Origin of the sequence: Corynebacterium kutscheri (assembly GCF_000980835.1) — a bacterium.
In the GTDB taxonomy this organism is placed as follows: Bacteria; Actinomycetota; Actinomycetes; order Mycobacteriales; family Mycobacteriaceae; genus Corynebacterium; species Corynebacterium kutscheri.
The window spans coordinates 2,048,888-2,069,233 of the sequence record NZ_CP011312.1; the positions used below are offsets into that span (position 1 = coordinate 2,048,888).

A 20,346-nucleotide genomic window follows, 5' to 3' on the forward strand; every position below is an offset into this window, starting at 1 on the left:
GAAATCTCGTAACACGTCGATACGTCTTTTATTAGGTGTCTTGATCTTTCAGTACTGCTTAGAAAAGACCTGTTGGGTGCTCATCATAGGAGACAAGCAAGTTCTTGGTTTGCTGATAGTGATCAAGCATCATCAAGTGAGTTTCACGGCCAATACCGGATTCTTTATACCCACCGAAAGCTGCATGAGCTGGATAGCTGTGCCATTGGTTGACCCACACACGTCCAGCTTGGATAGCACGACCTGCCTTATAGGCAGTGTTCTGGTGACGTGTCCAGACACCCGCGCCAAGACCATAGTTGGTATCGTTGGCGATCTTAATGGCCTCATCAAAATCTTTGAAGGTGGCTACCGACATCACTGGGCCAAAGATTTCCTCTTGGAAAATGCGCATGTCGTTGGTGCCTTTAAAGATTGTTGGTTCAATATAGAAGCCGTTATCGAAACCCTCAATCTTATTAATCTTGCCACCGGTAAGAACTTCAGCGCCTTCTTCTGGACCAAGTTTGAGATAAGAACTAATCTTGTCCATCTGCTCCTGAGAAGCCTGAGCACCCATCATGACTGAGGTGTCTAATGGATTACCAAGCTTAATCTTTTTAACCCGCTCCACGCCCATAGCCAGGAATTCGTCAGCGATAGACTCATGAACCAAAGCTCGCGATGGACACGTACATACTTCACCCTGGTTAAGCGCAAACATAGCCATGCCCTCAACACATTTTTCTTGGAAAGCATCATCATAATCCATGATGTCAGCAAAGAAGATCGAGGGGGACTTACCGCCAAGCTCTAGAGTAACTGGAATGATTGTATCCGCAGCAGCCCGATTGATAATCTTACCTACCTCGGTAGAACCAGTGAAAGCAATCTTGCCAATACGGTGTGAGGTACTCAGTGCACTACCGACTTCATGACCTAAACCGTTGACCACATTTACTACACCTGGTGGAAGTAGATCCCCAATAAGATCCATCAATAACAAGATCGAAGCTGGGGTTTGCTCGGCAGGCTTGAGTACCACGCAGTTACCAGCAGCAAGAGCTGGGGCAAGCTTCCACGCTGCCATAAGCAATGGGAAGTTCCATGGAATGATTTGGCCAACAACACCAATTGGCTCATAGAAATGGTAAGCCACGGTGTTTTCGTCAATCTGCGAAGTACGTGACTCTTGAGCACGGATAGCACCAGAAAAATAACGGAAATGATCAGCAGCTAGTGGAATATCGGCTGCGAGCGTTTCACGTACTGCCTTACCATTTTCCCAGGTCTCCGCAACGGCAATCTTTTCCAAGTTTTCTTCAATGCGATCACCGATATGGTGCAAAATACGAGCACGTTCTGCCGGAGAAGTTTTGCCCCACGCATCTTTTGCCTTGTGTGCTGCATCGAGAGCTAATTCAATATCTGCCGCTGAAGATTGCGGTACCTGGCAGAAAACTTCACCAGTAATAGGCGTGATGTTATCCATATACCGGCCATCAATTGGTGCTACCCACTGGCCACCAATGTAGTTCTCATAGCGAGCACGGAACTGAACAATCGAGCCTTCGGTTCCGGGAGGTGCGTAAACAGTCATAATGGTTCCTTTCTGGAAGGGAACAAAGAATTGTTCACATTTTTTAAAAAAAGTGGAACATACCACAATTTTTTACATGCAACCAGAATAACCATTAATTGATATGTAAGTCATTTAAAACAAAAATTTGTCACCTTCGACTCACCCGTACATCACCCCCGCAAGCTACCCTCTATTTCCAATAAAGAAAATAAAATGCAATTTAATAAGCCTAGGTAAACCTAAAAACCTAGGCAGGAAAATACCTCACAAAAACCTCATAAGGCCAGTTTAATTAGATATTTAAAAATCCTTTCATGCCCAGCATTAGTGCTACCACACCACTTTAACCGGATCCTTTAAATGAAATTGACAATAGCTATCATTAACAAAAGTATCGACTTTACTACACATTCTTTCGCTAAAAGAAAATAAAAAAGCTAATGCGGACACTGTAAAACAGTGCCCGCATAGACGCTTAACGCTAGTGGTTTTTATCCGCGATTTTTTCTTCCCCGCCGTGGATCCCACATCACTACCGCAGTAGAACGGGGAACATGGACAACCTCGCCACGCGAACGCCTTCGGGATAAAGAATAGTTTTCTTCACGAAGTTTTTTATTTTCCTCACACAAACGTTCGTTTTCTTTTTTTAACTCAATAATTGCCTTAATACCAGCAAGATTAACTCCATCTTCTTGGCTTAATTTTTGCACGGCACGCAAAAGCTCCACGTCGGTACGCGAATAACGACGTCCCCCACCACGAGTACGCTCAGGCGTTACCAAACCCATGCGATCATAGGTACGCAAAGTCTGTGCATGCATTCCGGCTAGTTCAGCGGCAACCGAAATAACAAATACTTCCCGGCTTTCGCTCTCTTTTTTCTCAGCCATCAGTTCCTCCTTCCTTACCCAGGTAACTGTTCAGTAATTTTTTAAATCAAACCAGCCCATCCAGAACGTGGATCAAACCCGGATTCTTTTTCCAGCTGGGTATAGTTGCGTAGCGCACTTATTGCAGCCGCGTCGAGATCCTTTGGCACAACTAGTTCAACTTTAACCAAAAGATCTCCGGCACTACCACCGCGCTTTTCAATCCCACGACCACGAACACGTAGTACTCGTCCATGAGGCGTACCAGCGGGAATTTTAAGCCGCACCGGTTTATCCAAGGTGGGTACCTCGATAGTGTCGCCTAAAGCAAGCTCGGCATAACTAACCGGCACACTCACTTCGAGATCGTCGCCAGAGCGGGTGAAAACCTCATGTTTTCTCACATTGACGGTAACAAAAAGATCACCTGCTGGCATTCCATGAGGTCCGGCTTCACCTTGGCCAGCTAACCGAACTTTTTGTCCGTCAATCACACCGACTGGAATACGTACCATAATAGAGCGAGTGCGTTTGGTCGTACCCATTCCATGGCAGTTATCACATGGATCGGTGACTTCTTTCCCTGTGCCATCACAATTGGTACACGGAGCACTAAAGCCAAAAGCACCACGATTTTCTGAAGTAAAACCAGAACCATGACATACCTGGCATGTGCTCGTTGCGCCACTCTTACTGCCAGAACCATGACATACCTGGCAGGGTGCATCACCAGTTAATTGAACCGGAATGGTTATTCCTTTGGCTGCTTCAACAAAGGAAAGCGTTATTTGCGTTTCGACGTCCGCCCCGCGCGTTTTCCGCGCTGTGTTGCTAGAAGAAGAACCACGGTTGAACAAGCTACCGAAGATATCCCCAAGACCGCCTTCTTCAGCAAAGCCTCCAGGCGATCCAGATCGATTTCCGAAAATATCTGAGAGGTCGAAGTCTTGGGCGCTACGAAACCCACCAGGAAAACCTGAACCTCCATTCTGGCTAAAGCCGCCAAACCCGCCACGGCTTATCATGGTGCGAAAATCGTCGTACTCTTTACGCTTTATTTCATCACCGATAACATCATAAGCCTCAGCGACTTGCTTAAACTTTTCTTCAGCAACCTTATTATTTGGGTTAGAATCAGGATGATTTTCCCGCGCTAATTTACGATAAGCCTTTTTAATCTCTGCTTCCGAAGCAGTTTTGGAAACTCCTAGGTCAGCATAATAATCTTTATCTGCCCATTCATTTTTTGGTGCCATAATAATATTTGTCCTTTTAACTAGTAAATTTCTAAAATTTTATTGTTTATTTCACTACTTTGTGCAACCAGCATTTTCGGAGCAATATTCCCCGTGAGCGCGGTTTTCACACTAAAGTTGAGTCTACAGCACTAACTTTAATTGAGTCCATTATTGGCAACCTTCACTAGGTTTTTTAACGCTTGCCTTATACACAATAAAGACCGCTTTCTTAAAGTTTAAGAAAGCGGTCTTTTAATTTTGGTTTAGCAAAATAACTTAGCTGGGATCGGAAATAATCACCATAGCGTTACGGATAAGTCGTTCACCAAAGACGTAGCCTTTACGTAACACAGTGCCCACTAGTTTTTCTTCACCCTCGGATAAATCTTGCACAGCCTCATAGCGCTCCGGATCAAAGCTATCGCCTACCTCACCAAAGGAATGAACTCCTTGGGTTTCTAAAGTAGAGACAAACTTATCCCGAAAAGCCTTCAACGGTCCTTCTTCAAGATCGCCATGCTGGTCAGCAAGATCGAGATCGTCAAGAATCGGCAGCAACTGGCTTAACACTTGTGCTTTTGCCGTTTCGATTGCATTTAAGCGCTCACGCTCGGTACGGCGTCGGTAGTTAGCGTATTCCGCACTAAGCCGCTGCAAATCCTCGGTGCGCTCAGCAAGTTGAACTTCAACAGAGCTTTCGGTTTCCTCAGTATCAGTTACTTCCTCAATAAGCTCAGTTTCACCAAGTTCACCGAGCGCTTCCTTCATCTCGGCAACGAGCTCAGGATCAAGCTCAGCAGCAAGATCTTCACCATCGGTTTGATCAGCTTGAGGGCTTATATCCTCTGGATCATGAGCAAAATCGTCGGTAGACAATTTACTTCTTCTCCTCGTCCTCGTCGACGATTTCAGCATCGACAACGTTAGGATCAGCTTCACCGGCTTCGCCAGCGGCGGCGTTAGCAGCTTCTGCCTCGTAGATCTCCTTGCCCATTTCTTGGCTTACGGTGGAAAGCTTTTCGACGGCCTGCTTAATAGCCTCGAGATCCTCGCCCTTGAGTGCTTCATCAACTGCATCGGCAGCCTCGGTCACCTGAGTCTTGGTGGATTCAGAAATCTTCTCGCCGTTATCCTCTAAGAACTTACGGGTCTGGTAGGCCATATTCTCAGCAGAGTTACGGGTCTCTTGCTCTTCGCGGCGCTTCTTGTCCTCTTCAGCATGTGCCTCAGCATCCTTGACCATGCGATCAATTTCTTCCTGAGACAAACCGGAACCATCTTGGATCTTAATGGTGTTTTCTTTACCGGTGCCCTTGTCTTTAGCCGATACGCTCACAATACCGTTAGCATCGATATCGAAGGTTACCTCGATCTGTGGCACACCGCGTGGAGCAGGAGCAATACCGCCAAGCTCGAAAGAGCCAAGTAGCTTATTAGCCGAAGCAATTTCACGCTCGCCCTGGAATACCTGAATCTGTACCGAAGGCTGATTGTCCTCAGCGGTGGTGAAGGTCTCGGAACGCTTGGTTGGAATAGTAGTGTTGCGCTCGATGAGCTTGGTCATCACACCACCCTTGGTCTCAATACCTAGCGAAAGTGGGGTTACGTCGAGAAGCAAAACGTCCTTTACTTCACCGCGTAGCACACCAGCTTGCAAAGCAGCGCCAACAGCAACAACCTCATCTGGGTTAACACCCTTGTTTGGCTCACGGCCACCGGTCAGTTCCTTCACAAGATCGGATACCGCAGGCATACGGGTGGAGCCACCAACAAGAACCACGTGGTCAATATCGGAAATTGGAATACCAGCGTCCTTGACTACCTGATTAAATGGAGCCTTGGTGCGATCGAGAAGATCCTGGGTGATACGCTGGAACTCGGTACGCGATAGAGTTTCATCCAAGAACAATGGGTTCTTGTCTGCGTCTACGGTGATGTATGGCAAGTTGATCGAAGCGGACTGAGAAGAAGACAATTCAATCTTTGCCTTCTCCGCAGCTTCGCGCAGACGCTGCATAGCCATCTTATCTTTGGAAAGATCAACACCTTGAGCGCTCTTAAACTTTTCGACGAGCCAATCAACAATGCGCTGATCCCAGTCATCGCCACCTAGCTCATTGTCACCAGCGGTTGCACGAACCTCAACAACACCATCGCCGATCTCAAGAAGAGAAACATCGAAAGTACCGCCACCAAGGTCAAAGACCAAAATGGTCTGCTCTTTCTCGCCCTTTTCTAGGCCATAAGCCAAAGCAGCAGCAGTTGGCTCATTAACAATACGTAGCACGTTCAGGCCAGCAATCTGACCTGCTTCTTTGGTTGCCTGGCGCTGTGCGTCAGAGAAGTAAGCCGGAACAGTAATAACAGCGTCGGTAACGTCCTCACCTAAGTAGGACTCAGCATCACGCTTAAGTTTCATCAAGGTACGTGCCGAGATTTCCTGTGGGGTGTAGTTCTTCTCATCAATGCCGATGTTCCAATCGGTACCAACGTGGCGCTTTACGGAACGAATAGTGCGGTCAATGTTGGTTACTGCCTGGTTCTTAGCAGACTGGCCAACAAGCACCTCACCGTTTTTAGCGAAAGCGACCACCGATGGCGTGGTACGAGAGCCCTCAGAGTTAGCGATAACAACTGGCTCGCCGCCTTCTAGGACAGCGACAACAGAGTTGGTTGTACCAAGATCGATACCTACTGCACGAGACATGAAAATTCCTCCATAATTAATAATGTTTTATCGTTTAAATAATGCAATTTTTATCAAGTTGATTGTATCTGACTCAACTTTAAGAGATACTCTAACACTTCCTTGCGTCAATGTCACTCAACCTGACACTTTCTCCAACGCATAAATATCAAAAGTTGTTCCCAACCCACTCAACTTTTTTCATATTTGCAGTTAAAAGGCTATTTATTCATTTCATACCAATGGCCCAATGTCGACAAAAAGTTAAGTCAGTAAGACTCAAGTTTTTAAATAATGTCTACGCTTAACCGTTGCAGCACTAGTAAATATCGGCATCAGCCATTAAAAATTATAGAGTAACTACCCACACCCAGATCTATTTATCCCAATGCAACAAAAACAAAAGCATCCCCGGATCAAGACCCATCTAAACCCATAAATAGCTGGTTATCATTATTTTATTTTTCACTTCAGAGCACAAAATTGTTTATTTTTTCTTTGGCTTTATGCAAAAATGGTGCTCAATGGATACGAATAACCCAAACTCTTTGCCACACGATGATCTCAGCGACCGTATCGACGAGAGCCTCGGACTCTCCGATCCGATTGCACTTGAAGCTAATCTCGACCCTACTACCGTCAATACCAACAACCCGACCATTGACCGTTCAATCATTCTTGGTGCCGACGGACGTTGGCTATCAAGCTGGGCACTACGTCTGATCATTCTCTCTGGCGCCGGCTACTTGCTCTGGCGGGCACTGGGAACTATTTGGGCAGGCGTACTACCACTGCTGCTTGCACTCATGGTCGCTACCGTGCTCTATCCACCAGTACAACGGCTACGTTCTTATAAATTCCCACCAGCACTAGCTGCGCTTACGACAATTATTGGCGCTTTTGCTATTGTTGGCACGGTCTTTGTTGCTATTGCTCCCTCAATTTCTAGCCAATCACGTGCTCTCGCTACCCAAGCCACCGATGGAATTACCCAAATTCAGAAGTGGATTCAAGGTCCACCGCTAAATATTGATTCCGAACAAATCAATGAAGTAAGCGACCGCATTGTTTCCTATATCCAACAGCAATCTTCCAATATTGCTTCCGGCGTATTTACCGGTGTATCCACCGCCAGCTCGATTCTGGTCACCCTCATACTCGTTTTGGTGCTCACCTTCTTCTTCCTCAAAGATGGCGACCGCTTCCTGCCAATGGTACGTCGCTACGCTGGCAATAATGCTGGTTGGCACATCTCTGAACTATGTATTCGCATTTGGAATACTTTGGGCGGCTTCCTACGCACCCAAGCAATCGTGTCTGCCGTCGATGCAGTACTGATTGGTATTGGCCTAATTATTTTAAAGGTGCCTCTAGCTCTTGCCCTAGCAGTTATCACTTTCTTCGGTGGTTTCATCCCAATTATCGGTGCTTTTACCGCCGGTGCACTCGCAGTAATTATTGCCCTAGTATCCAATGGTCTTACCAACGCCATTCTTGTTTTACTACTAGTTCTTATTGTCCAGCAGATCGAAGGCAACTTATTGCAACCAGTTCTGCAATCCAAAGCTATGAACCTGCACGCCGCAGTTATCTTGCTTTCTGTAACCTTAGGTAGCACTCTTTTCGGCATCATCGGAGCTTTCTTAGCAGTACCTATTGCAGCAACTATCGCCGTCGTGTTGCGTTATCATTCCGAGTTGGTAAGTCTGCGTGCTGGAGAAATCACTATCGACGATATTGAGATCGCCACCGCCAAAGAAACCAAAAACACCACATCAGGCGCAGAAGCCTTTAGTGCCGTGTATAGCCACCTAGCCAAATTGGCCGGACGTCGCAAAAATACTCAAGAGCCTAGCGACGAAAAATAGCTACACATAAAACGTCCACATACCGCAAAGTCTCGGCCACCATTATTCAGTGGCCGAGACTTTTTATATAGAAAACAGCACAAGCGATGGAGTTATTTAAAGACCAAATCCTTTTCGCTGCACTTGCCAATATGAATCAAGTTGCTGCGCCCATAAGGACCACTCATGAATACCGGTATTGTGCACATCATAGGTGGCCGGAATATTCAGCGCCTCCAACTTCGCTTTCATCCGATGAGTGCAATAATTCGTGGCCATCTCAATACTTCCTCCGGAAAGAACTTCTACTGGATTACTAGAAATTTCCCCAGTGCGCATCCACTCTAGATCATTCTGGCTTGGTAAACCACTAGCAGTTCCAATCCATATGTTGGGCTGTTGACGGTATTTTTCTGCATTCAACAAGGCGTCATTGTACCGCGCGTAGGCGCTATCTACCGGGCCAAAAACCGTTTGCGGCGCAATACCATGTGCAGACAAAGTAGCTGACATAACCATACGCCCCCACAAAGAATTGCTTTCAGCACAACCAGAAAAAGCACCAATGGAGTTATAAAACCCTGGATGATGTGCGGCAATATTATAAACTGCTGCTGCTCCCATTGAATTGCCAGCCAGGCTGCGCATTCCATTACCACCAATGGCTTTTTCTAAAGGCTCCACCAGCTCATGGACTAGGAAGGTTTCCCACATTTCTTTTTTGCCGCCATAAAATGGATTCGGCTCTAACCAGTCAGCGTAGTAGCTCACCGCACCCTGCATGGGCACAATCACATGTACATTTTTATTGGCATAGAAATTGACAATGTCGGTTTTACCCAGCCAATGCCCATCCCCGGTACCACCGTCAATACCATTAAGAAAATAAGCTACCGGATGTGGTTTAGAAGTATCTTCGGGACGAATCCACACCAATGGAATAGTACGATCCATACTCGGCGAATAGGCATTAATCTGACGTACCCGTTTGCCATCTACCTGTGCAAATTCAACTAATCGATCAAGAACCTGTGGGTTCATATCCAACTCAGCATGCGGCATCTCTACCCAACGTTGCGATGGTGCCCCAGCTAGCTCAGGGGTTACTGCTGGTTGAGTACGATCAGAACTACCAAACAAAGAAGGCGCTCCCAGCGTTATTCCTTCTGCCGATAGCGTTGTTGAAAGCTGCTGCACTACCATAGCACTGGGCTCATCGACGCCGACAAAAGTCTCATACGCCTCATCAACAGCTGGAATAGCTCCTGCTGGCAAGTAGGCTGCCGATGCCATTACCATCGCGGTTGTACCAAGAATACTCACCATACTGCGTGCCCATGCTCGAAAAGTCATAGCTATAATTCTTAACCAAAGCTAAGAAGAAAAACTAATCAAAAACCTGCTTTCCTATTTCTTTCACCGATTTTTTCACTTAATCAACGGTATTACCTTGGCAAATAGCACACGACCGTCGAAATTACTTTTACCTAGAAAATATATGGGTGTTAGCGCAAACAGCGGTAATGAAAACTATTTTTATAGCTACAAGGACAATTAAGGCACATCATTTCCTTGCGTGGGCAACACCCATTAAACACTGCAGGCAAGCGTCGTTAAGTAAGAAACTCTTAAAGAATCAGGCATTAGACGTCATTTCTGGGGTCATACTTTCAGCTATCGAACAGATCACATTTAACAAACAATCAGATAACCCGCACTAATGACATGCAATTTTGCACAATTCACTCCACACCACAACCATAGCCAGGCCACCCCCAAAGAAAAAGAAACTAAACAAAGGCAAACCTAAGCAGATAGCTTTATATGGCGATAAATTTTATCCCTCAAGAAAGGATCAGGCTTATGTCTACGGTTGCCCGCCGTATTCTTATCCCTCTCATTAGCCTTGCCCTATTACCTATTGCTCCTGTTCATGCCAACCCAGCCGAAGGCAACTTATTCTGGGGAATCCGCGCTAGTTTCAATAACTACACCGGCGGCCCCTCTGCATTTCTCGACGGTGCCACCGCAACTGCGAACGGATTTAAATTTCCGCTAGAATCGCAAAGCTACGATGCTTCCCAAGAACGCATGGAAGCACAATTTAGTGGTGGAGTGCACTATCGGAAATATTGCACCGACCCAACAAAGCCTTTAGAAGGTTTTTGCCACCTCGACCTCAAATTCAGTAACCCTAAAGTTGTTATTGATGATGACGGGTCATATATCGAAGCAATGGTCAGCTCGAGACAGTATCTTTCTGGTGAAACCTACGCACCTAAAAACCCAGTAAAAATTGTACAGCTACATACTGCTAGTGCTCGGTTTAGCAAAAAAGACGGCACCATTAATTGGTCAAACATTGCCACCTCACTTACCGAAGAGGGGCTAAAAATGTTCTCCAATTTCTATAACCTTAACGAAGGGCTTGATCCGGTTGCGCTCACCTACACCGGCGAAGGTGAGCGTCCCAGCAATGATGCCTCGGCACTACGCGTTGCTGAGAAAACCTGGGATTCTCCTAGAGACTATGACCATCTCAATCGCCCCTTCTTTATCGGCAACCGCATCCTTATGAGCACCGCCGAATTTGGTTTTACCCTCCTAGATAAAAAACTTAACCACATTGCGCAACAAGAAGCACCAGTAAGCAAACTCAATATTGTTGCTCTCGACCCAGAAAACGGCTACCTCTACTACGCCGCAGCAGAAGACGGTACTAGCACCGTGGAAAACCGCACCGCTATTTGGCGAGTATCAGTTAATGATACCGGTTTTGGCACCCCAGAGATTTTTAAAAAAACTTCCAAAACCATCTATGCCCTTGGGGTAGAACCAACTACCCAGAAAGTTTTTAGCGTTTCTCTTGCCGGAAGTAGCGAAAACGACGATACCTACTTCACTGTTTACGACGGCAATAACACCCGCGAAGTAAAACTTCCTGCGGTAAATACCCTGCCCGGACTAAGCGCAGCAACAAGTGGTAACCCTTATGTACGACTCTACGATTTTTACAATGAACTCGTCGAGATGGCACAAATGAACGACGGCACCTTCCTTTATGCCCCAGGCACAGAAATAAGTACTGGTGAAAATAGCCGTTCCACCAAGGGCTTTATGTTTTCCATCGACCTTAACGCCACTGCTGATAGCGAGCTTTTCAAGCTGATGCCAGGTTCTACCTACTCGTATACTAAAAAGCTCACCACCATTAACACTGATGGAACCACTATTGTGCGCAGTATTCCTCATGGTGGTGCTCAAACACTCACATACGCCAACCGTAATGTCACCGCAGTTAACTCCATTACCGATACTGAGGCAACAAAAGACTGGGCAGGTGCCGCTTTTCTCGATGGCGAAATGATACAGCTTAATGGTAAAACCGGCACCCTCAATTGGATGGATCCAGCAACCTTTAAGGTTCATCGCTCGATCGTGCTACCTAATGGTCGAGAAACCTCCAACCGAGCACATGATGATTTCCTCATTGCTAAAAACGGCACCATCTATGTACAAACCCTCGATGAATCCCGCAAAGACCATCTCGAGCATCTCAGCTATATTCGGTTGCACAATCCCATACCGCAACCAGAATCCGATGAGGAACTAGAAAAACTTAAAGATCTAGCTCGCAGAGAACAAGAGCGGTTGGAAAGAGAGCGACTAGAGCGAGAACGCCAGCACAACAAACCAAGTTCTGAAGGTTCCACCAACTCTAGTTCTTCCAACACTGGCTCTTCGGAAAAAGGATGGTTCAATCTGCGCACCGTCTTACCTGTCCTCTTTGCGGTTCTCGGCGGCTTAAGTTTTATCGCCGTAGCCGTTAATAATCATCTTCGTCACTTCTTCCGTTAAATCCTAACGTTCAACAAGGAATTCCCCTCATGAAGAAAATCTCTCATCTGCTAGCACTGCCCCTTAGTGCTTCCCTTATTCTCAGCGGCACCGCCATTGCTACCACTGCGGTAGGTACTGCTTATCCAGCAATTGCTCAAGCACAAACAAGCGATTCGATGGTACATGGCTACCGCATCAATAAAGCAGCTGATTCCGCTAAGTACGAGCCAGAACTTAATGCTTTAGTCTCGGTTGCTCGGGTGCGTCATGTTATCCACAGTGCCAGTGGCAAAGAAAAATTCGATAAGTACTACACCGCAACTGAACAGCAACGTTTTGCCCATGCGGAGGCTGAAAAAGCGTGTTTCATGGCAAAAGCACGAGTTTCGCTGTCCATCTTAAAAATGGAAGGCAATGATGATGCCCGAGCACTCGATCTAGCTAAGGTGGGCATTGATCTGGAAGAGTCGAAAAAAGCTTTACCGGTGCTCTTAGAAAGGAAAACACAGCTATACAAAGAAGCACTCGAGGCACCGGGGCCTAGTACTTCCCATGAGGCTCTCAATGTCACCTCGAAAATTGCTAGCGAAGGCTATAGTCGCCTCAAAGACTTTATCGACGAGCAAAGTGGAGCTAACCCACCAACTAACCATGAGGTTAATGCCTATAGCATCGTCAACTGGGTGGTTACTGAAAAATATCTCACCGATAGCTTGACCCATCATAAGACAAGCGATGAGGATAAAAAACTAGAGCGTATCGCAGCCGCCAAGGATTCTTTCGACAAAAACAAGGTTGAGGAAGCTGGCGAGAAAAATCTAACCATGCTCACCACCCGTTTCGGTGAAATAGCAAAACCTGAGGAAAAGAACCCTCACACAACTACCACCTCACCGTCGACAAGCTCTAGCTCTTCGCAAGCACCTGATCCAAAGAACCCAGACAACTCAGAAACACCAGAGCCTAGCGAACCAAGTAATTCCTGGTTGGTCTATCTTTTTGGCGCTCTAGGCCTAGCAGGCCTACTGGCTACTATATGGCATTTTGTTTCCCCCATGCTGGGACATATTGCGCTTCCTTGGCGCTAATATCTGCCACCTAACACTTAACTAAAAAGGGCTGAGGTAAAGCATCACGCTTCACCTCAGCCCTTTTCGTAATTATGTCCCGTAGCGTCGATTATTTATTACGCTTGCGGCTTAAGACAACAAAGCCCAAACCAGCTAGCAATAATGCTACTGCGAAACCCAACATACCCAGCACACTGGCACCAGTTTCTGCCAATCGTTTCTGCAACGACTGCTGTGTGGTTGGCTTCTCTGATGGAACTGTTGTCTTCGGTGGTACTGAAGTTATTGGCGTAGAGCTAGTAGGTGGAACCACCGTAGTTGTAGCCGAAGAACCCTGTGAAGATCCACTGGAACCATCGGAAGATCCCGAAAGAATCGGTGGGATAAACAGCGGCGCTAGTGGTAGCAGCAACCACCACCATGGAATATTGGCAGTGTTATTCACGGTAACGACGACTGGTTTATCATCAGTTGCAGGGATAACCACAGTCGCTGTTCCATCGCCGTTATCGGTTAGCTTCAAAGTAGTGTTATCGGAAGAATAACCAGGTGTAGACCACGAAGTAATTGCCGTATTCTCAGGCATAATTTCCTTCAAGGTAACAACTGTGCCAACTGGCAGCTTCTCTAATAGGGTGGTTTTACCTTCAGTAATCTTTAGCGTGCGTTCTTGTTTCGCCCCGGCTGTATCTACCCAAGAGGCCTGAATATCAAACTCACGTGGGTTTTGTGATGACCCTTGAGAACTCCCTGCAGCAAGGCCGCCTACAACTTTGGTCAGACCTATCTGGCCTTCTTGCCTACTGGCACTATTTTCTACCGAAACCAGAGCAACTTTATTGTCTGGTGTTTCTGATACCACGACTGTCGCCGTGCCATCACCATTGTCTTTAAGGTTAACCCCAGCTCTATCAGTTGAGTAACGTGGTGTTGCCCAGACAAGCGGAGTAGTACCAGTTGGTAGAAGTTCTTTCAAGGTCACAACGGTACCCAATGGAAGCTCCTCTAATAAGGTGACTTCATCCTGAACAATTTTTAATGTGCGTTCTTGTGGCACTCCAGCTTCGTCAGTCCATGAAGCTTGAACATCAAATTCATGATCGTCTGCTACCAAAGTTTTTGCTTCACCTTGAATGACCTTTGTCAAACCAATTTGAGCTTTGACTGGAAGGTAAATGTTCGAAACACCAACATCGGTATTCCCCGCATCACGCACAATGACGCTGATAGAAGTTTTATCCTCAGAAATTTTTACATCCGCACTACCAGTGGTGGTTCCGTCTTTGCCTTCGCCAAACTCCACACCTACTTTTGTGTAACCTGGAATGTCAGTTGCATCTGCTTCCGATAGAGTTACTTCAGTTCCTGCAGGCAGATCCAAAATTTTTCCGGCTTGTTCAATGGTTGTGCCCGGTTTGACTTCAATAATTCTGGTTTCAGTCTTACTATCCAGATAAGTAAGCTCAGCCTTAATCTTAGCTACATAATCAGCTGGTGCCTTATCCATACCGACCACAGTCTTATAAATATAGATATTGCCAAAACCCTCACGACCTTCACCATATGCATTGACTGTGTTGCGCGCAGTAACAACCGAATTTACCAATTTGCCATCGATATAGGCAGTATTTGATACTTTATCGCCATTCTTGACTCCATCAGCAGCAATGGTGGTAAAAACGATAACATCGTAAACATAATCCTTATTTGTATCTGGAATGCTTACTTCTAGCCGTGCCTGACCATCAACTTCGGTCCAGGTGGTCGTGTATAAACTATGATCAAGAAGCTTAGCGGTACCTGCTGGTATATCAGTATCTAAGTTCCAATAACCGCCTTGGTTGCCTTCTGCTTCTCTATCACGGTATCGCACCTCAACACTTTCGCGAATATTTTCGCGATCAAAATGCTTAGCGCGCTGCTGGTTATTGGTAAAAGTATCGGTAACAACCATATTTCCACCGGTACCAGGAACCACAATGCTCCAACGAAGAACATTTTGTCCATCAGATTTGGAACGAACACCAAAAAAATGGCCATGCTTCGAAGCTTTACCGCTAAGAATCTCAAATTTAGGTTGTGGGGTTACGTGCTTAATAATGCCTTTATCAATAACATCCGGAGTAGCAATCGAAGTAATATCGACGATCACATCTGCCGACCCTACTGGAAACTGCGTAGGCGTAATAGTTTGTGTTTCCTGCAAATAAACTGCTGTTTTATAGTCACCGTGAAGATCAATCTTACCTTCAACAAAATCAGTGAAAGTACAGACGATAATGGTTGGAGTTTGCACGCATGTAGCAAGGATGTTTCCCTCATCATCCTTCATATCTACTATTGCATCTGCAAATTTCGCCCAGCTAGGAAGAGATACCGTCATAGTATCGCCTGCTTGCGGCGCCTTTTCAGTACTATAATATTCAGAAGCATCCCATTTGAAAGCAAAATAAACTGCCGATCCGGCATAAAGAGGGCTTTCTTTTGACTGCTCCCGGCTAATCTGTGCCTCAGTAATGTAATCAGCAGCGCGCTCTGCTGCCTGAGTTGGTGGTGCAAAAGGAATCAAGGCAAAAATCATGCCAATGACTACCAACACAGCGATGAAGCTTGATCGCCATCTCTGTTCCCTCGCCGCCAACACAGTAGCGGAACCTACATTATCCACGGAAATAGTCTCCTTACCATACACTGAAATTCGCTGAGGCTATCCTTAAATAAGTGCTATCGTTTGCAAGACACACAGCAAAAAATTGAGCATGAACTCAATATCTTCATAAAGACCGCTATGAGTCCACTACCCAATCAAACACATTATTTAACGTAAAACGTCATTTTTGGCCTCTACCTGCTAACCAAAAACTAAAAACACCAAGCACAGCCCTAGCGCAGGGTTTCATCATGAATGCTAATCAAATAAGAATAAAAAGGCTAAACATTTTGATATATATCTCATTGCAAATGTTAATAATAGCTGAAAATAGTATAAGTGGGATTTATTAACACTGGTAAATCGGTTGAAATTCACTTATTTCTACTTCAATAAATTTATGTGAATTATATTCATCTCTGATGTATTTACATCATTATTGCACTCCCATAACGGACAACTATGGACGTGCTTTCTCACACCTCAGATACAGATAGGAACCATGGCTTTTTCATTTTCCACCCACTGTTGGATAGCCATCGCTACTGATTCCGCATAAGCTACTGTTCCCTCATCCGAAGGGTGAATGGCATCCTCTCGCAGCAAAAATGGCTGCATACCGGCAGCCGCACACCATGGTGCGAGATAAACATTCGGGTGCTGGGTTGCAGCGTCGATAAGCTCCTGACGTGCTTGTGGTATCCAGGGACGATCACCATAAGGAAGCACCAGGATGACTGTTCTATCGGGGCCAATAATGCGGAAAATTTCTTCGATCTGCTCTGCGCTGGCATGCCCATTGGTACCGAATCCCAGCACAACGAATTGCCGTAGGGCATTCTGCGCCGACAATTCTTGAAGGAGCTCAACCGCAGTGGCGTACTGGCGAGAGACTTCTGCATTGACATAAATACCAGGAAAACGCTCATGTAAAGCGGCAATACTAGCTAGCATTACAGAATCACCCAAGGCAGTGATCTCTTCACCCACTGGGAATACCCGTGGTTCTACGGTAGGAGTTGGTTCAACGCTAAGAGAAGACTCTGCAGATGTTTCTTGCCCATGGGACTTAATCAACTCAGGCATACCCATGTTGAAGCGTTCGCGTAGTGCAGTTAAGTCTGCTTCTAATTGTGTCTGAGCAGGAACATGGCGCAGCCCTATTAAAGAACCACTTAACAAGGCAAGAAAAATCAGCCACACCACGGGTTTCTGTGCCATTTTTTGATAGCCCTGCCGACGGAAAGGATTCTCAATATATCGATAGCTCAACATTGAGAGCGCTAAAGAAATAATTGTGGCAAGTATCCCTTGTACCAATGGGTGAACACCACTAAGCAGGCTGCGAATAAAAACAATGACTGGCCAGTGCCATAGATACAAACTAAAGGAATGATCACCTAGCCAACGCATCACCGGCATTCGGAATAACCAATTCAATGGGCCGACTTCACAAAGAACACAATAAAGGGTTACTGCTGTTAACAGTGAGGAGACAACAATACCCCCACGGTAGGCAACTGCACTGGTATCCTCAATCAAGAAAAAGGCTGCAAGTAGACCGGTAAGTACAACAATGCCAAAAGGAATACTGAGATAACGCAAGCTCGTGGTTATAGGAAAGCTATCGCGTGCATAGGGATCACGGCTGGTAATAGTCAGTGCTAACGCCGCACCAATAAGCAAACCAAATGCATGGGTATCGGTACCATAATAAACGCGAGTGGGGTCAGTTTCTGGGACATAAAGCACTGCCATCGCCACAGCAGAAAGTACCGCAGCGACGACCGCGAAAATTAATAATGTTTGTGGCCAGAGTCGATGGGCGAATAAACAAATAGCCACTACGATCAGTGGCCAGAACACGTAGAACTGTTCTTCAACTGATAATGACCAATAGTGGGCAAAAATCTGCACATCTGTATCTGCAAAATAACTATGCGAACTAGCAATTTGTGCCCAGTTATTAACGAATAACAGTGTTGAAAAGAATTGTAATTTAAGCCCAACTGCCATATCGCCACCAATAGCTGCGGTAAGACAGGTTCCTACTAGTAATACGGTTACTGCCACTGGCAGGATGCGGCGCGCGCGTCTAACCCAGAAGTTTTTTAAACCGATACCGCCGGTAGCCACACGTTCACGAATTAATAAGCTCGTAATCAGAAAACCAGAAAGAACAAAGAATACGTCTACGCCGAGGAAACCACCTGGTGCAATCTGTGGCCAGAAGTGATATATCACAACACTAAGCACTGCCAGTCCACGCATGCCATCAATTTCTGCGACCCGGCGAATACGCTTATTAGGCTGGCCGTGGGCGGGCATCTGGTGGCAATCGCCGCGTGCGACTGACGTTACATTCATGTGTCCCCTTTTTGCAGTTTCTCTATGGGCGAAATCCATTACTTACACCAAAAAATTTCATCCATAATGCAGCTTTGCGACCCCATTTACCCTACACTACAACCCTGACCCAACCGGTAGACTATTCGCTATATTTCCTGCATATACCAGGTTAAACTTTGTTTAATATCACTATTGCCCCCACTAGTTAACCACCCTACTTATACTTCACCGCCGGGATGTCAGTAGCCACATCCCGGCGGTGAAGCTGCCCGTATTTTTTGGGCAGAAAAGTTGAGAAACTTTTAAGTCAGTTTAAAACTTAACCTCTATCTAACTAGCAATAACTATTTAACAATGCCGATTAGCCCCACAGCGCATTCAGTACGTACACGGCAATCGAAGAAACAGTAGCAGCAGCAGGTAGCGTAATCACCCACGCTAATCCAATCGGCTTCATCAATGACCAATTTGCAGCCTTATTAACCATGCCAACACCAAGAACTGCACCAATAAGAATGTGGGTAGAAGATACCGGCAAGCCAAGTAAGGAAGCTGCCATGACCACGGTTGCAGCTGCTAATTCCGCAGCAAAACCCGAGGCAGGGTGCATTTTTGTTAGTCCAGAACCTACGGTTTGGATCACATAGCGACCAATAAACCACAAGCCAGAAATGAGTGCTACACCGCAAGTTACCATGGCAAAGGTCGGAACACTGGCCTTACCATCAATGCTGTCGGTGCGTAGCACATCAATCACGGCAGAAAATGGACCGATAGCGTTGGCAATATCATTAGAGCCATGTGAGAAGGCAAAAGCAGAAGCAGTAAACACCTGCATCCAGGAGAAAATAACAAATGTTGCTCGGGAAAGTTCTTGTTGCTTGAGTGTGCGTGAGAAAATAAATACCGCCATCCACACTAGTGCGGCAATCATGCCTAGAATGAGGTAATTGCCTAATGTGGTCAGATGCAGATTGAGATTCTTTAGTCCTTTAAACAGCATCATTGCGCCAATAATGGCAGCGCCAATGGCCGCTAAAAGTGGCACCCAGCTTTCTAAAGCACGGTGAGTATTCAGGTTATCTCGTCGTGAATTAATTTCGTGCAAGCTGCGGTAATAATCGGATTCTAAATCTGCTGGATCGAAATCGCGTTCTGCGATAAGAGCCGCATCGCGAGTCATCGCATTGGTATAGGCCACTTGTTGCTCAGGACTCATCCGTTCAAAAGAGCTCTTGAAATCACGGTGTAATTGGGTACGCGCTTCTTTGATCTCGCTAAGCTCGTGAGCAGCTTTATCGTTGAAGTCTAAAATATACCGCTTAATTGCAGAGTAAAGCACCCACGCGGTGACTCCGCCTAGTACTGGAGAAAGCACCCAGCTACTAGCAATTTGTCCGATTTCTGACCACTGCACCATTTCCCAGCCGCCCAGATCCTCGGTAAAACCAAGGGTCAGCGCGGCACCGACGATACCGCCCACAATAGAATGCGTAGTAGATACTGGCATGCCTGCCCGGGTGGCAAAAAGCAGCCATACCGCAGCTCCGAGCAAAGAAGCCATCATAATAAAGGCGAATTGCAGTGGAACGAGATCAATCGCAGCTAAATCGACGATGCCAGATTTTACGGTTTCAGTGACCTCACCACCAGCGAGCACTGCACCGGAAACTTCGAAAATAGCGGCAATGATCAGTGCTTGTTTGATAGTGAGCGTTTTTGCTCCCACTGAGGTGCCAAAAGAATTGGCCACGTCATTGCCACCAATATTGAAGGCCATAAAAATGCCAAAGAAAATATTGGTTATCAGAATTGCCTTGTTTGCTCCCTCGCCAACGTAGTCAAAAGACCAGAGGGTAAAAGAGATCAAAGTAACAGCCAATAAGCCACCAAATGTCAGGTGCCACCACTTATCAGTTTTCGAATCATTCGCAAGTGGGGCTACTGCCACTGTATCCGACATAACTGTGCGTCTTTCTGTATTAGGAATTGCCTAAAAGATTATCTAGAGCATCAAGCGTTTCTATAGTGCACCATCAAAGTAAACATAAGGTTAATTAAGGTGGGAAGATCCAATGATGGAGAAAAAACGGAATTTTTTTCGCAGGTCACAGACTTGTGATCCAAAGAAAATTCATTGAAAATTTTTACCTGCATCACTTTTAAATCGGCATAAATACCCTATTTTTAGCTTATCGACGGTTCAACTAGATCCCACAGAAAGCACAACGCG

12 protein-coding genes are annotated in these 20,346 nt (G+C 46.0%); 3 read left to right on the top strand and 9 right to left on the bottom strand.

The genetic code is table 11. From position 1 onward, the window contains the following. Positions 1 to 58: 58 nt before the first annotated feature. The 5 genes from exaC to dnaK all read right to left on the bottom strand — a co-directional run bounded on the left by exaC (position 59) and on the right by dnaK (position 6,378). Positions 59 to 1,579, bottom strand: coding sequence for an acetaldehyde dehydrogenase ExaC (gene exaC, locus UL82_RS09275; protein ID WP_046440609.1), 1,521 nt, complete (start codon positions 1,577 to 1,579; stop codon positions 59 to 61). Positions 1,580 to 2,052: 473 nt separating this feature from the next. Further along, positions 2,053 to 2,454, bottom strand: a complete 402-nt coding sequence (locus UL82_RS09280) for a heat shock protein transcriptional repressor HspR (RefSeq protein ID WP_046440610.1) — start codon at positions 2,452 to 2,454, stop codon at positions 2,053 to 2,055. Between the two features lie 41 nt (positions 2,455 to 2,495). Further along, the gene (gene dnaJ, locus UL82_RS09285) at positions 2,496 to 3,689 is read right to left on the bottom strand and encodes a molecular chaperone DnaJ (protein ID WP_046440612.1); all 1,194 of its coding nucleotides are present in this window, start codon (positions 3,687 to 3,689) and stop codon (positions 2,496 to 2,498) included. 258 nt (positions 3,690 to 3,947) lie between these two features. Further along, positions 3,948 to 4,547, bottom strand: a complete 600-nt coding sequence (grpE, locus tag UL82_RS09290; protein WP_046440613.1) for a nucleotide exchange factor GrpE — start codon at positions 4,545 to 4,547, stop codon at positions 3,948 to 3,950. Between the two features lies 1 nt (position 4,548). Continuing rightward, on the bottom strand, positions 4,549 to 6,378 hold the full coding sequence (gene dnaK / locus UL82_RS09295) for a molecular chaperone DnaK (protein ID WP_046440615.1): 1,830 nt from the start codon (positions 6,376 to 6,378) through the stop codon (positions 4,549 to 4,551). 503 nt (positions 6,379 to 6,881) lie between these two features. On the opposite strand from dnaK, the gene UL82_RS09300 reads away from it, so the two are divergent. Further along, complete coding sequence (locus tag UL82_RS09300) at positions 6,882 to 8,225, top strand: AI-2E family transporter (RefSeq protein WP_046440617.1); 1,344 nt, start codon at positions 6,882 to 6,884, stop codon at positions 8,223 to 8,225. Between the two features lie 96 nt (positions 8,226 to 8,321). On the opposite strand, the gene UL82_RS09305 is transcribed toward UL82_RS09300, so the two are convergent. After that, positions 8,322 to 9,557: an alpha/beta hydrolase gene (locus UL82_RS09305; protein ID WP_052735943.1), complete on the bottom strand. Its 1,236-nt coding sequence runs from the start codon at positions 9,555 to 9,557 to the stop codon at positions 8,322 to 8,324. 510 nt (positions 9,558 to 10,067) lie between these two features. Between UL82_RS09305 and UL82_RS09315 the strand changes: the two genes are divergently transcribed. Both UL82_RS09315 and UL82_RS09320 read left to right on the top strand, forming a co-directional pair. Further along, a complete protein-coding gene (locus UL82_RS09315) occupies positions 10,068 to 12,062 on the top strand; it encodes an HtaA domain-containing protein (protein WP_052735944.1) in 1,995 nt (664 codons plus the stop codon). Positions 12,063 to 12,091: 29 nt separating this feature from the next. Beyond that, on the top strand, positions 12,092 to 13,132 hold the full coding sequence (locus UL82_RS09320) for a hypothetical protein (RefSeq protein WP_052735945.1): 1,041 nt from the start codon (positions 12,092 to 12,094) through the stop codon (positions 13,130 to 13,132). Between the two features lie 91 nt (positions 13,133 to 13,223). Here UL82_RS09320 and UL82_RS10700 read toward each other — a convergent pair whose 3' ends face one another. The 3 genes from UL82_RS10700 to UL82_RS09335 all read right to left on the bottom strand — a co-directional run bounded on the left by UL82_RS10700 (position 13,224) and on the right by UL82_RS09335 (position 20,076). Next, positions 13,224 to 15,782, bottom strand: a complete 2,559-nt coding sequence (locus UL82_RS10700; protein WP_052735946.1) for a DUF5979 domain-containing protein — start codon at positions 15,780 to 15,782, stop codon at positions 13,224 to 13,226. A gap of 465 nt (positions 15,783 to 16,247) precedes the next feature. Beyond that, a complete protein-coding gene (locus tag UL82_RS09330) occupies positions 16,248 to 18,131 on the bottom strand; it encodes an acyltransferase family protein (RefSeq protein ID WP_083966465.1) in 1,884 nt (627 codons plus the stop codon). A gap of 343 nt (positions 18,132 to 18,474) precedes the next feature. After that, entirely contained in the window at positions 18,475 to 20,076 is a 1,602-nt protein-coding gene (locus UL82_RS09335; RefSeq protein WP_046440623.1) for an inorganic phosphate transporter, read from the bottom strand. Between the last annotated feature and the right edge of the window lie 270 nt (positions 20,077 to 20,346).